Origin of the sequence: Marinobacter denitrificans (genome assembly GCF_008795955.1) — a bacterium.
Taxonomy (GTDB): domain Bacteria; phylum Pseudomonadota; class Gammaproteobacteria; order Pseudomonadales; family Oleiphilaceae; genus Marinobacter; species Marinobacter denitrificans.
Window position 1 is genome coordinate 160980 of the sequence record NZ_VMHN01000007.1, and the last position, 14045, is coordinate 175024.

Sequence of the window (14045 nt, forward strand, 5' to 3'; positions counted from 1 at the left end):
GCTGTTAAGCCAGGGCGCGAGCCGTTGCGGTCAGCTCTCCTCCATATCCGCTGAATAACGCCCGAGGTTGGCCAGGCTGTTTAACCTGGCCCGTTTCACCAGCGCTGCCTGTGCCGCCTCACGATTGGAGGAAATGCCAGCCCAGGCTTTCTGTGCCGGTTCCTGCAGTGCACGGCCGTAGGAAAAGCTGAGGTTCCAGGGCTGAGCGGCGCCCGCATTCATGGCATTCAGATTCAGCGTTGCTTCTTCCGGGGTCTGGCCGCCAGACAGGAAGTTGATACCAGGTACCGCTGCCGGTACTACTCGCCGGAAAACTCTCAGGGTGTATTCTGCCACTTCTTCGGGGCTGGCCTTGTTGCCGGTGGCGTTGCCGGGTGTAACCATGCTGGGTTTGAGGATCATCGTTTCCAGTTCAACACGATGGCGCCGAAGGGCACGAAACACCTCGCCGATCACGGCTTCGTTTACATCTGCGCTACGCTGGATAGTGTGGCTGCCATCTATCAACACTTCAGGCTCCACGATGGGGACGATCCCGCAGGACTGGCAAATCGCTGCGTAGCGGGCAAGCACCTCGGCATTCGCCTCAATGGCGGCCTGGCCCGGATTGGTGTCGGTGATGTGATACACATTACGCCACTTGGCAAATCGCGCTCCGGACTCCTTGTAGTGCTCCAGGCGCTGGGCCAGTCCGTCGAGCCCTTCGGTAATCTCGTCTCCGGGCGCATTCACCAATGGGCCCTTGCCCTTGTCAACCTTGATACCGGGCACCACGCCCTGGCGTGCTGCCACCGCGGGCAGGGCAGTACCGTCATCGGCATGCTGCCCGAGCGTCTCCTCAAACAGGATTACACCACTGACAAACTCCCCGAGCCCTGGCGCGTCGAGAATCAGATTGCGGTACTGTCGCCGATTCTCTTCCGTCGATTCCACACCTACCGCCTTGAAACGCTTGGCAATGGTGGGGTTGCTTTCATCTGCCGCCAGTATCCCCTTGCCCGGTTCTGTCAGAGCCTGAATCGTTGCGTTGAGTTCGTCCTGAATGGTCATGGTGGTCTCCTTAAAAGTGCGCGATGAGTCAATAACGACAGTCAGCTGAGATTTAATTGTAGACGCTCAATGTCGGATTGAAATTTGACCTAGGCTATAACAGTAACAGATGAAGTCATCTAATCTGGAGTCCATAACAACTCTTAATCCGGAGTTCATAACTACTTCAGACCAGGGAAGCACGAATCGTGAAGACAGTGGTGAGCGTCAGCCAGAGATCATCAGAGTTTGACTATGATCTTGAAACAGAATTTCTAGGGCAGCCTTTCCGCATTATTCGTATCGGAACGGATGGTGATCTTTCTCGAGGCGAAGCGGTACTGGATTCGGTGAAAACAGAAGCGGACGCTATTGGCCTGAGCGTCATTCATGACCAGTACCATGCCGGCCGCGAAATACTGGAACATCCCGATATTACGCGCCTTAAGGCCAGTGTCCTGGATAAGCCGGTTACCACCGGCGCGAAATTGCGGGGCATCCTGCAGGAGTGGGCTGTCAGACACACCCAGTCCGAGCTTGGTCATTTCTTCGACAATGCCAGGGTGCTGTTCATGAGTGGCCAGGCGGGGTATCGCGTAGCCAGGGCCTTATCGGAATACACAGACAACCTGCTGTTTGCAGACCCTTACACGGATTTTGGCGTCCCAAGGCTGTTAACCTCCTTGAGCCAGCTGGAAACCTATACCGCTCTGAGTGCCCCCATAATGTTCCGGCCGGCAACGGCAAGGGCTGTGGAAGCTATCCTGCATTTGCCGCTGCTCCGCCTCGGTGAAAAGCTGGTAGCGGGCTCGCTGCGGGAAGCGGTAAAAAACGCCCATGTTATCGTTGCGGCGGTGGATGAACTGGGAGATCTCAGCCAGGAGCAGCTGGATGGTAAAACCGTTATAACGTCCCGGGTGGATGACCAGACACTGGACTGGATGCGCTCGCGGCGGGTGGCCATGATGGTGGACTACAGCCCTTGGCTGGATGGCCGGCCAGTGGGGGTCAACGTCATGGAAGCGATGATCAGCGCAGCGCTGGCCCGCACCCCGGATCAAATGGGGCCGGATGACTTTCTGGAAGTTATCCAGACGCTGGGCATCAAACCCCGGATACTCTATCCGGGCGGTTACCGTCGGGTTAACCGGTTTGCCTTTGTGATTCATCCGCTGTCGCAGCAATACCTGACCAAAACCCCACCGCTGGACTGGATCGCCAGTGTTTCACCGCCGGTGGTCATGAATATGGTGGAAAAAGCGGTGGCCTACACTCCGCCGTTTATCTATTGCAAAGTGACAGGGGTGCAGTCACCAACGGGGGACGAAGCCGAAGGCTGGCTCATCACCGTAGGCGGCACACCACGTGAAATCATGGCTCATGGCCCTGAGTTTACCTATAGCCGGCTGCTGGCGGCTGCGCGGCTGGCCAAAAAGCTTGGTGCCCAGGTCATGGGCCTTGGCGCTTTTACCAAGGTGGTAGGCGACGCAGGCATTACCGTCGCCAAGCGTGCGCCATTGCCTATCACAACGGGTAACAGCTACTCTGCATCTGGTGCGCTTTGGGCGGCCCATGAGGCGATGAAGAAAATTGGTCTGGTGGGCATAGGTGCCAGCGGCAAGATGGCGGGCAAAGCCATGGTGGTGGGGGCGACGGGAGCCATAGGTTCGGTTTGCGCGCGCCTGTTGGCCAAGGCCGTGGATGAAATCTATCTGGCCGCGCCTGAGCCGGCAAAACTCCTGTCCCTGAAAGAGACGATAGAACGGGAGACGGAAGGCGCTATTGTTCACATAGCGGGTACGGCTGACCGTGACCTTGAACACATGGACATGATCGTCACTGCCACCTCCGGGGCCGGAAAACGGGTACTGGATATTATGCGGGTAAAGCCCGGCTGCGTGATCACCGATGTTGCCCGTCCGCTGGACATTTCCCCGGAAGACGTCGCCAAACGGCCGGACGTGATGGTGATTGAGTCAGGAGAAATCGAGCTGCCCGGGCATGTGACCATGAAGGACATTGGCCTGCCGAAGGGCATTGCCTATGCCTGTCTGGCCGAGACAATCGTGTTGACACTGGAGGGCCGGTTCGAGAACTTCACCCTGGGCCGGAATATCGAGTGGGAGAAAGTGAGGGAAATCTACAAGCTTGGCTTGAAGCACGGCATGAAGCTGGCGGCAATTTCAGGGGTCAATGGCGTATTCAGTGAAGAGGATTTCGAACGGGTGAGGGTGTTGGCGAACAGGCAATAATGGCCAGGAGGCTTATTTGATAACCTACACACTGTTGATTGTGGCGCTGGTGCTTCTTGCAGTCACAGTACTCGGGAAAGTGCGGCTTCACGACTGGTGGATACGTGCCTGTGAGTTTCCAAGGGTACAGATCGTCGTGTTGGCCGTGATCACGGCTGTCGCGACGCTGTTCGTCGGGCAGGGCGAACTGCAGATCTGGATTCTCGCGCTGTGTTCCATAGTACTGGTGTTGCAATCCTACCGTATATTGCCATGGACACGGCTATGGCCCCTGCAGGTCCAGACGGCGGAGCCTGGCAACGCAGACCGTTGCGTTACCTTGATGGTTGCCAATGTTCTCACCCCCAACCGCAATAGCGAAGGGCTGATCCGCCAGGTACGGGACCGGCAGCCTGATGTACTGCTGACCCTGGAATCGGACCAATGGTGGGGGGATCAACTGGACGAAGCTTTCGGAGACTGGCCTACCATTATTCGTATACCTATGGACAATCTCTACGGTATGCACCTTTACTCTCGTCTGCCTCTGGAAGACGCTGAGGTGAAATACCTGATTCAGGACGATATCCCCTCCATCCATGGCTGGCTGAAATTGCCCAGTGGCGACCGTATCCGCCTACACGCCCTCCACCCGCGCCCACCGGCCCCCAGTGAAAGCGAGGAATCGCTCTGGCGCGACGCGGAACTGCTGTTGGTGGGAAAAGAGGTCGCACAAGGGGGGTATCCAGCCATAGTCGCCGGTGATCTGAATGATGTTGCCTGGTCCAGAACCACACGGCTGTTCTGCCGTGTCAGCGGCATGCTGGATCCGCGTCGTGGCCGGGGCACATTCAGTACCTTCCATGCAGAAAGGTGGTACCTGCGCTGGCCGCTGGATCATGTGTTTATCACCGAGCACTTCACCCTGAAGAATATTCGCCGTCTCAAAGCTTTCGGCTCCGATCACTTTCCCATACTGGTAACCCTCTGTTTTCGTCCCTCACGCAAGGACGAGCACGAAGCACCGGAGGCCGACAAGGAAGAGGAGCAGGAAGCCAGGGAAAACATCCGCGAAGGGAAGGAGCGAGAGCAGGGCGACAGCTGAGCCGTCCCCCTTACAGCCCCTGGGCACCCCTGCGCAGCCAGTCATGGACAAAAGACAGTTTGTGCCGTGCAAAGTCGGATAGCACGAATGGGTAAAGGTCCTCCAGGCCCATGGACCTGTTCACGTGGTTCACCCCCACGGCGATCGAGGCGGCGATATGAATCAGCCGTTGCGCGTCCGGCTCGGAATACGGATCCCAGTTCGGGCCCGGAACGTGCGGTGAGGTCAGGCCTCCGGCCACAAAGCTGTCAGTAAGGTCCGTCAGGTGCAGCAGGTGGGCAGCGGTCTCGGCCCAGTCCTCGTGGGGATGGGCCGAGGCGTAACTGGTCAGGTAATACTGTTTCCAGTCTGCTGGCGGGCCATTTTCATAGTGGTGCTGGAGCGCCCCCGGATAGCTGATGCGCTCATCACCGAACATGGCCCGGAACGCCTCGAGGAAGTCCTCACGCAGGCTCAGACGCCACCAGAGCATGTGGGCTATCTCGTGGCGCATGTGGCCAATCATGGTCCGGAAGGGCTCCTCCAGTGCTTCCCGGCGGGTTGTGCGCAGTACCGGGTCAGCTTCTGCCACACTGATAGTAACTACGCCCTGGGCATGGCCCATGGGAACAGGCGTAGGACCCTCTGCGAGCATGTGGAAAACCGGCCGTGCGCCGGGGTCTTCCGGGCGGAACCAGTGCCAGCGGCCCAGGTTATCGAGCACCCAGCGTTTGGCCGCCTCGGTGTGCGCCCAGTTGGGCATCGCATTCTGAATCGACGGATCCGGCGCCAGCGCCGTCATGGCACAGGCACGACAGAAGGCACCTTGCTCCGGTGCAATCCAGTTGCAGCCAATGACATTCCGGTTGGCGCAGAACGGCGGCATGGGCAGGAAGGCCCGCGCCTGTGGATCGTAAGCGACGGGGGTTCCGTCCGCAGTGGCAAGATTATCGAACCAGAGGGAGCCGGAACCGACAGGGTTGGCGAAAACGCGCATAAATAGAGTCTTCCAGCTGAATGAACTTCGAGTATAGGAACCCGCAGCGCTCAGTGTCCAATCTCAGCGGACGGATCTTCGCGACCGCCAGAAGCGGGAAATGGCGGGCTTTACGCTTACGCCGTGAACCACTATCGACAAAGCCACCACCACAAGCGTCAGATGAACCAGTTCCAGTGCGATTTCCTCTGGCAGACCATGCTGAACGGCGTACATCAGGTAATAGAGCGAGCCGATACCGCGCACCCCGAACCAGCCTGCAAGGTTGCGCATGCGCATGGGAGCGTTGGTTCCGAGCAAGCCAAGGTGAACGCTGATGGGGCGCGCCACAAAGAACACGAATGCCGCAAATCCGACGGCACGCCAGCTCCATGAATCCCAGAAAAGCGAGCCGCCAATCAGCAATACCAACACGATCTCGGCCAGCCTTTCCAGGTGTTCGTTGAACACGAGGGAGCTCTGATGCACATGGGCAATAGCCTCGGGTTCCGCGCCTGGTCGCGTTTCTCCGGAGGTTGGGTCCGAATACTGTTGCATGAGCCCCGCCAGTTTCAATTCAGTATGCCGTAGTGCCACCGCTGCGCTGAACACCGCCAGAAACCCCCAGGCATTGACCAGAAGGCTGATGCCATAGGCGAAGGCAATCAGCCCCAGGCCCAGGAAGGTTTCAAGGAACTCGGGGGTGGTGAATGAGGTGCGCAGCCTCTGCACCAGCCAGCCAACGGCATAGCCTGCCAGTACTCCGATACCAACACCCGCGCCGGTGGCCCAGGCCACATCAATGGCCAGCCAGCGCCAGCCGTTATCGCCAAGATCGTGCAATCCCAGCAGGCCGAGTCCCAGCATGATAAACGGGAAGGCGCTGCCATCGTTTATTCCGGCCTCACAGGTCAGTGCAAACCTGAGGCGGTCCGGGTCATCGGCATGGCGAACCTGTACTTCCGTGGCAAGCACAGGGTCTGTCGGGGCCACCACGGCGCCGAGCAGTACCGCGGCACCCAGTGGCAGCGCTAGCCAGTAGTACCCAAACAGCGCCACCAGGCCAACGGTCAGCGTCATCGATATAACGGCAAGTTGCAGAGGATTGCGCCAGCGCTTCAGGGTGACCGGTGCGGGCATCTTAACCCCGGCACAGTAAAGCGAAATCAGCACTGCAATTTCTGTCAGCAGCTCCATCAGTGCTGACTCTTCCAGCGGATTGAAATGAAACAGGCCAAAACCCATCGGTCCGACGATGAAACCGATAAAAAGGTACACAATGGCGGACGTCGCGGGGACGGTCTTGATATACGAGGCGGTAAAGCCCACCACCAGCAGTAGTGAGCCAAGTAATATAAACCAGGTAGCAGTGGTCATCGAAAGCTCATCGCAGAGTGTTGTTACGCCGGTAGCCTTGCAGGGCTATTCGGTGTACACGGTGCACTCTTCAATACCTCTTTGCCACCCCGTGAGGATTAAATCGCAGTAAAGGCGCATTCGTTGGCTGGGGCGGTCCCTGGCTGCATCGGCTGCCCGTGCGTTGCGGAGTTATTCCACCGTAACAGTGATCTTTTCCGACATGACGGGAGGCTCATGGGGTACGTGCAGATGATCCCCCAACAGCAATTGCAGGGTGTGTTCCCCGGGTTCCAGCTCCAGCTCGGTACTGGTCTGGCCGCCACCAAAGTGAATAACCTGGTCCGTTGACGGCAGTGGTGCATCCATAGGCGGCAGCTCATCCAGATCGACCAGCAAATGGTGGTGGCCGGTATTCTCACGGTCGGTTCCCGCCTTGGCAACTTCCATACCTTCTATGGCGAATTCTACGGTCACCGGACTGGTAACTGAGGCGCCATCTTCCGGGGTCAGTATGGTCACTTCTGCTTCTGGTGGCGCGCTGGTGCGCTCACTGGAGGTATCTTCAGTGGCGCCCTCCCTTTCTTCCGTGGTCGCCTCCTCCTGCGCAATGGGCTCTTCATCCTCACTTTCACCGCTATCGGAACAACCTTGCAGAAGAAGGCCGGCGGTAAACAAAACGCTGATTAACGAGAACTTTGATGGGGCATGCATGGCGAAACCCTCCTTGTGCCATGGGCGTTGAATTCATCAAAATAACAGAAACCTGATGATGAAAAACTGCACAGTCCGGCGGCAGGTTTTTAGTCCGGCAGGTGTGTCAGTGGTAGCGGCGAGAGAGGTTTAACGGTCTGAATCGCAAAGTTACTGCGAATGTCCCTGATGCCCGGTATCTTGAGTAACGTCCTGGTTAGGAAGTTTTCGTAGGATCGGAGATCCGGAACGACCACCTGCAGCAGGAAATCGGACTCACCGGAAACAAGGTGGGCCATCACCACTTCCGGTAAATCGCTGACCGCCTCGCGAAAGGTCTCCGCCTCTTTCTCACGATGTCGCTCCACTTTGATGCCTACGAACACCGTAAGCCCCAGACCGGCTTGCTCCTGATCCAGAATCGCACTGTACCCCTTGATGACTCCGGATTCCTCAAGCTGACGGACCCTGCGTGAACAGGGGGAAGGGGACAAGCCGATGTCCGCAGCCAGATCGATATTGGGCAAGCGGCCGTTCCTCTGTAGCGCCTCCAGAATTCTCCGGTCGAATCGGTCTAACTTGTGTTTTGGCATGATTAACTTATAAATCGCCTGAAATTGGTTTTGGATACCAAATTTAAAGCATCCATTGGCTCACAAAGCAACCCTTCGCTACCAGGGCAGCGGTATACTCAAGGTGTTTATTCCCGCGAGAGCAATGCTGAAGTGACTGAGCTTCTTTTGTTTTTTTTGGCCCTTGTAGCGATATATCTCGCGCCGGGGCCAGACATGATTCTTATTCTGGGCACGACTGTCAGCCAGGGGGTAAGATCCGCCATTGCCACTGCGGTGGGCCTCGCCGTGGCCAGATCCCTCCACGTTTTGCTGGCAGCCGTGGGGCTCGCTGCGCTTTTCGAATCACAACCCTGGGCTTACCATACCGTTCGCTTGTCGGGAGCTGCCTATCTGATCTACCTGGGCTGGCAGTTTTTTCGTAAGGCCGGCGATTTGCCTGCTCAAAGCACCGGGGCAACGGTCGGCTCGGTGAGCCGCGGTTATCTGCCTGCCTTACACCGAGGCCTGGCCACCAATCTGCTCAATCCAAAATCCCTGATTTTCTGCTCGGTGCTGCTTCCCCAGTTCATCAACCCGGAACTTTCCGGAGTGGCAAGCCAATTTGCCATTCTGGCGTTGGTACTGGTATTAACCGGTTTTGCTTTCGATATTGGTTACGCGCTCATGGGCCGCTGGTTATGGGCCCTCCCTGCGGAAAATTCCAGGTACCAGAGGGCCCAGAACAACCTCTTTGCGTTGCTGATGATGGGCATCGGTCTGAAGGTTGCCTTTTCCTAAGCGTACGGGGGCCCAGCAAGAGCCTGCTCAACCGCCTGTGCAGCATGAATTTCAGTTGTGTCATAAAGCGGAACGCGCGTATCGGCCTGCCGGATCAGCAGGCCGATTTCGGTACAGCCAAGAATAACGGCCTGTGCGCCGCGCTCCGCCAGTGAGGCGACAATGTCGAGATACGCCTCGCGGGACAACGGATTGATTTCACCCTGGCAAAGTTCCTCGTAGATAACCTGATGAACCGTGTTTCGCTGGGCGTCATCCGGAACAAGCACTTCAATGTCTGCGGCTTCCAGGCGGTTGCGGTAAAACGCCTGCTCCATGGTGAAACGCGTGCCCAGAAGCCCCACGCGGGTGATGCCGTCTTGGGCGAGCACCCTGGAAGTCGCATCGGCAATATGGAGCAGGGGAATATCAATGGCCTGTTCAATCTCCGGCGCCACTTTGTGCATGGTGTTGGTGCCAATCACCAGGAAGCCCGCCCCCGCATTCTGAAGCGACTGAGCGGCCCGGGAGAGGATTCGGGCTGTTTCCGCCCAGTCTCCCTTATGTTGAAGCGCCTCAATCTCGGCAAAATCGACACTGAAAAGCACCAGTTTTGCGGAATGCAGGCCGCCAAGTCGCGTCTTTACACCCTCATTGATCAATCGGTAATAGGTTTGGGTGGATTCCCAGCTCATGCCGCCAAGAAGGCCAATCGTTTTCATAAGAATCTCCTTTTCTTCAATGCAGAACCCGCTTCACCAGCACCGGGCCGATCAGCTCGAAAATAATGGTTGAGGCAACCACCACCGGCAGAATGGTGTTGCTGAATTCCGGAAATCGTTCCGCTGCCAGCAATGCCATACCAATCGCCACACCTGCCTGAGGGGTCAGCGCCAGGCCAATATTCCGGGGCAGCGACTCGTGCCTGGCCCGGCTGACTGTCACTGCAAGATGGCCGCCTAACACCCGGCCGGCCAGTCGTAGTGAAAGGTAGGCGATGGTCAGCAGTATCGCATCATCCACCTTGTACAGATCAATACTTGCTCCGGAAAGCACAAAGAAGAACACCAGGAACGGCCATTCAATGTGCTCAATCTCCCGGAACGAGCGGGTATGGTGATGGGACAGGTTGGCGACCAGGCTACCGGCGACCATGGACGCCAGCAAAGCAGACACACCCAGTAATGAGGACAGCCCGGTGAGTAACAGGATTATTGCGATTGCTTCTACCTGAGTGGGCTCTCCGGGCCTGAGGCGCCCGGTCAGCCAGGCCGCTGGCAGGCCAATAGCTGTCCCTATCACTATGGCCCCGCCCATTTCCCAGAAGGCATGCAGCAAGGCCTGTTGACCGTCACCGCCAACCAGCCAGCCGAGAACAGCCATACTCAGCCCGAAAACAACGATGCCCCAGCCATCATCAATAGCGACAATCCCCAGCAGTATCCTGGGTAACAGGCCTGATTTGCCGTTCTCACGAACCGATTCACTGACGGCGGCCGGGTCGGTCGCTACTGAAATGGCTGCCAGCGATACTGCAACCACAAGGGGAAACCCCAGAACAAGCAGGCCACCGCCAACCACCAGGCCCCCACCGATTATCACGAACAGTGAAATGATCAGAATCAACGGCCCGGTATTGCGTAGCCGGTCCAGCTTCAATTCGCTACCCAGCAGAAAAGCCACCATCACCAGCGCTACCTGTATCAGGGGCTCACTCAGCCCGCCCAGCAAATCACCGTTCTGATTGCCAATCCACACTTGCTGCACGAAAGCGATACCAATGCCCACCAACATAAGAATGGAGATGCGGGGCACCCTGGTACGACGAGCAATGGTATCGGCGAAAATGCTGGCGGACAGAATGGCGCCCAACAGGATAATGCTGATGGTAGCTTGGGTTGATTCGATGGGCAGCCAGGCGGGAAGGGATCCCATCATTTCCGCCCACCGGCAATATCCAGCAATGAGCCGGTCACATAGGAAGATTCCTCCGACAACAGCCAGGCAATCGCCTGGGCGACTTCCTCGGGCTGGCCGCCACGTCTCAGGGGGATGGACGGCGTCAGGCGTTCAACACGACCGGGCTCGCCACCGTCAGCGTGGATGTCGGTGTGAATAAACCCGGGGCGGACGCCGTTTACACGTATATTCCGTTCCGCCGCCTCCGCAGACAACCCCTTGGTAAGAGTGTCCATGGCGGCTTTTGAGGCCGCATAATCGGTATATTCGAAAGGCGAGCCGGTACGAGCAGCGAGGGACGAGACGTTCACGATGGCGCCGCCGTCCGGCATTCGCCGCATAGCCTCGCGGCAGCAGAGAAAGCAACTGGTGACATTGGTTGTCATTATCCGGGCAAATCGTTCCACGTCCATATCCACCAACCGGCACTGATGAAACAGCACGCCCACGTTGTTCACCAACTCCGTAACCGGCCCGAAGGTCTGTTCCGTAGCATCAAACAGGGCAGCCACTTCCTTCTCCACGCTGACATCCGCCTGAAAGGCAAGGGCTTTACCGCCACTCGCCACAATCTCTGCAACCACAGCTTCAGCCTGTTCAACCCGGGAGCGAAAATTGACGCAAACCGCGTAACCCCTGGATGCCAGCAGCTTTGCCGTAGCGGCACCGATACCCCGGCTGGCGCCGGTAATGATAGCAACGCGGTTCATTGATAGTCTCCGTCCGTCAACTAGAGTTAAGATAGTAGCTCAGTTATTGTGTAGGTTCCGTCCCCCACATACTGCCAGCGTAAACAGGGAATTGTTATGGCGACCAGCAGGAGCAACCCGGATCACCGCGATGCGATTATCGTCCTGGCGCGGGCAGGATATGGAGCACGAGGTATTGTCTATCTTCTGGTAGGCGGGCTGGCGGCTCTGGCTGCGTTTGGGCAAGGCGGCCAGACTACCGGTAGCCGTGGTGCCCTGGAGCGCCTTATGCTTGCTCCCTGGGGTGACGTGCTCCTCGGCATCATGGTTGTAGGTCTCCTGGGGTTTGGGCTGTGGCGCGGCATCCAGGCGGTCAAGGATGCCGACCACCACGGCACGGATGCCAAGGGCATCCTTATCCGGGCCGGTCTCTTCGTAAGCGCCATATCTCATACCATGCTCGCCGTTTTTACAGCCAGCCTGCTTCTCACCCTCGGTGATTCCTCCGGGGACTCGGGGAGCGGCTCCAAAGACGCCGCTACCTGGTTGATGAGTCAGTCCTTCGGCCGCTGGCTGGTCGGAGGGGTAGGGGTGGCGCTTGTGGGAGTAGGCGTTGCCCACGGGGTCAAGGCAGTGAAAACGAAGTTTGATCGCCACTTCAATATGCCGATCGATATCAAATATTGGGCTTATCCCGTTTGCCGGTTTGGTCTGATCATCCGTGGGGTGGTCTTCGTGATCGTGGGGAGCTTCTTTATCATCGCCGCTTACCAGGTGGACCCTGATGAAGCCGGTGGCATTGCGGAAGTTTTCAGTACAGTGCGGAGCCAGACATTCGGCCAGTCCCTGCTGGTACTGGTGGCCTTCGGTCTGTTTGCTTTTGGCATTTACAGCATGCTGGAAGCGGTTTATCGCCGTATCGATCCATAGGACGGAGCGCCCGGCCCCATGAACTTCCAATCCAGACGTGCACAGCGTTGGTTTCAACGCCTCAATGGCTCCAGCCACATGATGTGGCTTTTGGCGGTGGTGTCCTTTCTTGAAACCATTATCGTACCAATACCCATCGAAGTGGTGCTCATCCCGCTTATGGCGATCAACCGGGATCGTATCTGGCGGTTGGCCGCAGCCACCACACTTGGCTGTCTCGCAGCAGCGTTGGTGGGTTATGGGGTGGGCATGGCCCTGTATCAGTCGGTAGGTACCTGGTTCATTGAGAGCATGGGAATGCAGAGCAGTTACCAGGCATTTCAATCGTTCTTCGATCAGTACGGATTTGTGGCCATACTGGCCATAGGCATAGTGCCCATTCCCTTCCAGATCGCCATGATTACCGCTGGCGTGTCGGGCTATCCGATTTACCTGTTCGTGCTGGCGGCCCTGATTGCCCGCGGTATCCGCTACTATGGCCTGGCATGGTTGATCCTGCGTTTCGGCCGTCGGGCGGAAGATGTCTGGCGTCGCCATGCGGTGACTGCCAGCCTTGCCGCTGCCGGAATCCTGGTTGCCATTTCATTGGGGATGCAAGCGCTGGCAGACAGAATAATATAGGAAAGCGATTTCTTTGCCCGGTTATGGTTGAATGGGAGCAGGTCAGGTACTCAGAGGTTGATCTGCGCAACTGTTACCAGCCGGAGCAACAATCATGAGTGAGGATGTGCTTTCCGGGTTACTTCGCCGCATTCGCCTGCGCGGAGCGCTGTTTTTCAATGTCGAGTGTGTGGGAGCCTGGGTAACCGAAGCGCCTGCTGCCATGTTGATTTCCAGTGCCGTGATGCCGGCCTCTGAACACATGATGGAATATCATATTGTACTGGGCGGAACCTGTTGGGCCGGTATAACAGGGGAGCCCCAGTTCCAGATGAATGCGGGGGATGTCATTCTCTTTCCCCACGGTGACCCCCACGTGATGTCCAGTGTTCCCGGCTTGCGTGCAGAGCCGGATCTCCCATTCCTGATGGCGAACCTGAAGAAACGGGAAGGCTTACCGTTCATGGTTCGTCAACAGGATGACCGGCACATTCAACCGGTGATGCCTTGCCCCGACAGCGTATCCGATCCACCCAGCGCGACATTATTGTGCGGTTTTCTGGGTTGCGACCGTGGCCCTTTCAATCCTCTGCTTTCCGCGCTGCCAAGGCTCATACATGCCCGCGCCAGCGAGCTGTCTGTAGACAGCTGGGCTGGCCAGCTCGCCAGGCTCGCAGAAACTGAGTCCCGCAGTGCCCGACCTGGCGGTGAAGCCGTTCTGGAGCGGATGAGTGAAATGATGTTCGTTGACCTCATCCGGCTCCATCTCTGCACCATGCCAGAGAGCCAGACAGGCTGGCTCGCTGCGTTGCGTGATCGGCACGTGGGCCGGGTGCTCAGTGTGATGCACGGACAGCCCGCGGAACCATGGACACTGGAAAAGCTCTCAAGTCATGCCGGCTTGTCACGCTCCGCATTGCAGGACCGGTTCGTCGAACTGGTCGGGCAGCCTCCCATGCAGTATCTGAGATGCTGGCGCATGCAGGTTGCCTCCAACCTGCTGGTGGAAAGCAACGCCAAGATGATCACCATCGCCCGTGAAGTGGGGTACGAGTCAGAAGAAGCCTTCAGCCGGAGCTTCAAGCGTGCTGTCGGCCAGCCCCCTGCAATGTGGCGTCGTGAACGGTCCCTTCAACAGGTTCGGTAATTCAGTCATAAACGCCGGAC

14 protein-coding genes are annotated in these 14045 nt (G+C 57.7%); 6 read left to right on the forward strand and 8 right to left on the reverse strand.

Translation table 11 applies throughout. From position 1 onward, the window contains the following. Nucleotides 1–30 precede the first annotated feature (30 nt). Nucleotides 31–1050 (reverse strand): class I fructose-bisphosphate aldolase, encoded by a 1020-nt coding sequence (locus FO268_RS17575; protein ID WP_150994536.1) that lies wholly within the window; start codon nt 1048–1050, stop codon nt 31–33. A gap of 188 nt (nt 1051–1238) precedes the next feature. On the opposite strand from FO268_RS17575, the gene FO268_RS17580 reads away from it, so the two are divergent. Beyond that, nucleotides 1239–3281: a dehydrogenase gene (locus FO268_RS17580; protein WP_150994537.1), complete on the forward strand. Its 2043-nt coding sequence runs from the start codon at nt 1239–1241 to the stop codon at nt 3279–3281. A gap of 16 nt (nt 3282–3297) precedes the next feature. Next, on the forward strand, nt 3298–4365 hold the full coding sequence (locus FO268_RS17585) for an endonuclease/exonuclease/phosphatase family protein (RefSeq protein WP_150994538.1): 1068 nt from the start codon (nt 3298–3300) through the stop codon (nt 4363–4365). Nucleotides 4366–4375: 10 nt separating this feature from the next. Here FO268_RS17585 and FO268_RS17590 read toward each other — a convergent pair whose 3' ends face one another. From FO268_RS17590 to FO268_RS17605, 4 genes are all read right to left on the reverse strand, one after another. Beyond that, on the reverse strand, nt 4376–5341 hold the full coding sequence (locus tag FO268_RS17590; protein ID WP_150994539.1) for a zinc-binding metallopeptidase family protein: 966 nt from the start codon (nt 5339–5341) through the stop codon (nt 4376–4378). A 63-nt stretch (nt 5342–5404) separates the two neighbouring features. After that, the gene (locus tag FO268_RS17595; RefSeq protein ID WP_150994540.1) at nt 5405–6697 is read right to left on the reverse strand and encodes a cation:proton antiporter; all 1293 of its coding nucleotides are present in this window, start codon (nt 6695–6697) and stop codon (nt 5405–5407) included. A 171-nt stretch (nt 6698–6868) separates the two neighbouring features. After that, nucleotides 6869–7390, reverse strand: coding sequence for a DUF4399 domain-containing protein (locus FO268_RS17600; RefSeq protein ID WP_150994541.1), 522 nt, complete (start codon nt 7388–7390; stop codon nt 6869–6871). Nucleotides 7391–7479: 89 nt separating this feature from the next. After that, on the reverse strand, nt 7480–7962 hold the full coding sequence (locus tag FO268_RS17605; RefSeq protein ID WP_150994542.1) for an Lrp/AsnC family transcriptional regulator: 483 nt from the start codon (nt 7960–7962) through the stop codon (nt 7480–7482). A gap of 132 nt (nt 7963–8094) precedes the next feature. Here FO268_RS17605 and FO268_RS17610 point away from each other — a divergent pair, with 132 nt between their 5' ends. Next, the gene (locus tag FO268_RS17610; RefSeq protein WP_150994543.1) at nt 8095–8721 is read left to right on the forward strand and encodes a LysE family translocator; all 627 of its coding nucleotides are present in this window, start codon (nt 8095–8097) and stop codon (nt 8719–8721) included. On the opposite strand, the gene FO268_RS17615 is transcribed toward FO268_RS17610, so the two are convergent. Genes FO268_RS17615 through FO268_RS17625 form a run of 3 tightly spaced genes read right to left on the reverse strand, consistent with a single transcriptional unit; the run spans nt 8718 to nt 11369 of the window. Continuing rightward, entirely contained in the window at nt 8718–9422 is a 705-nt protein-coding gene (locus FO268_RS17615) for an aspartate/glutamate racemase family protein (RefSeq protein WP_150994544.1), read from the reverse strand. The two genes, FO268_RS17610 and FO268_RS17615, sit on opposite strands and share 4 nt — an antisense overlap. 16 nt (nt 9423–9438) lie before the next feature. Next, nucleotides 9439–10638, reverse strand: a complete 1200-nt coding sequence (locus FO268_RS17620) for a cation:proton antiporter (protein WP_150994545.1) — start codon at nt 10636–10638, stop codon at nt 9439–9441. Further along, nucleotides 10635–11369, reverse strand: a complete 735-nt coding sequence (locus FO268_RS17625; protein ID WP_150994546.1) for a glucose 1-dehydrogenase — start codon at nt 11367–11369, stop codon at nt 10635–10637. The genes FO268_RS17620 and FO268_RS17625 overlap by 4 nt, the downstream gene beginning before the upstream one ends. 96 nt (nt 11370–11465) lie before the next feature. Between FO268_RS17625 and FO268_RS17630 the strand changes: the two genes are divergently transcribed. The 3 genes from FO268_RS17630 to FO268_RS17640 all read left to right on the forward strand — a co-directional run bounded on the left by FO268_RS17630 (nt 11466) and on the right by FO268_RS17640 (nt 14025). Continuing rightward, nucleotides 11466–12278 carry a DUF1206 domain-containing protein gene (locus FO268_RS17630; protein WP_150994547.1) on the forward strand — a complete coding sequence of 271 codons (813 nt, stop codon included), beginning with the start codon at nt 11466–11468 and terminating at the stop codon, nt 12276–12278. A gap of 18 nt (nt 12279–12296) precedes the next feature. Beyond that, a complete protein-coding gene (locus FO268_RS17635) occupies nt 12297–12899 on the forward strand; it encodes a YqaA family protein (RefSeq protein WP_150994548.1) in 603 nt (200 codons plus the stop codon). A gap of 94 nt (nt 12900–12993) precedes the next feature. Beyond that, entirely contained in the window at nt 12994–14025 is a 1032-nt protein-coding gene (locus FO268_RS17640; RefSeq protein ID WP_150994549.1) for an AraC family transcriptional regulator, read from the forward strand. Nucleotides 14026–14045 lie beyond the last annotated feature (20 nt).

Excerpts from the sequence above, each read along its gene's own strand:
- FO268_RS17575 (WP_150994536.1), bottom strand. The coding sequence starts at position 1,050 with ATGACCATTCAGGACGAACTCAACGCAACGATTCAGGCTCTGACAGAA.
- FO268_RS17590 (WP_150994539.1), bottom strand. The coding sequence starts at position 5,341 with ATGCGCGTTTTCGCCAACCCTGTCGGTTCCGGCTCCCTCTGGTTCGAT.
- FO268_RS17595 (WP_150994540.1), bottom strand. The coding sequence starts at position 6,697 with ATGACCACTGCTACCTGGTTTATATTACTTGGCTCACTACTGCTGGTG.
- FO268_RS17600 (WP_150994541.1), bottom strand. The coding sequence starts at position 7,390 with ATGCATGCCCCATCAAAGTTCTCGTTAATCAGCGTTTTGTTTACCGCC.
- FO268_RS17605 (WP_150994542.1), bottom strand. The coding sequence starts at position 7,962 with ATGCCAAAACACAAGTTAGACCGATTCGACCGGAGAATTCTGGAGGCG.
- FO268_RS17615 (WP_150994544.1), bottom strand. The coding sequence starts at position 9,422 with ATGAAAACGATTGGCCTTCTTGGCGGCATGAGCTGGGAATCCACCCAA.
- FO268_RS17620 (WP_150994545.1), bottom strand. The coding sequence starts at position 10,638 with ATGATGGGATCCCTTCCCGCCTGGCTGCCCATCGAATCAACCCAAGCT.
- FO268_RS17625 (WP_150994546.1), bottom strand. The coding sequence starts at position 11,369 with ATGAACCGCGTTGCTATCATTACCGGCGCCAGCCGGGGTATCGGTGCC.
- FO268_RS17630 (WP_150994547.1), top strand. The coding sequence starts at position 11,466 with ATGGCGACCAGCAGGAGCAACCCGGATCACCGCGATGCGATTATCGTC.
- FO268_RS17635 (WP_150994548.1), top strand. The coding sequence starts at position 12,297 with ATGAACTTCCAATCCAGACGTGCACAGCGTTGGTTTCAACGCCTCAAT.
- FO268_RS17640 (WP_150994549.1), top strand. The coding sequence starts at position 12,994 with ATGAGTGAGGATGTGCTTTCCGGGTTACTTCGCCGCATTCGCCTGCGC.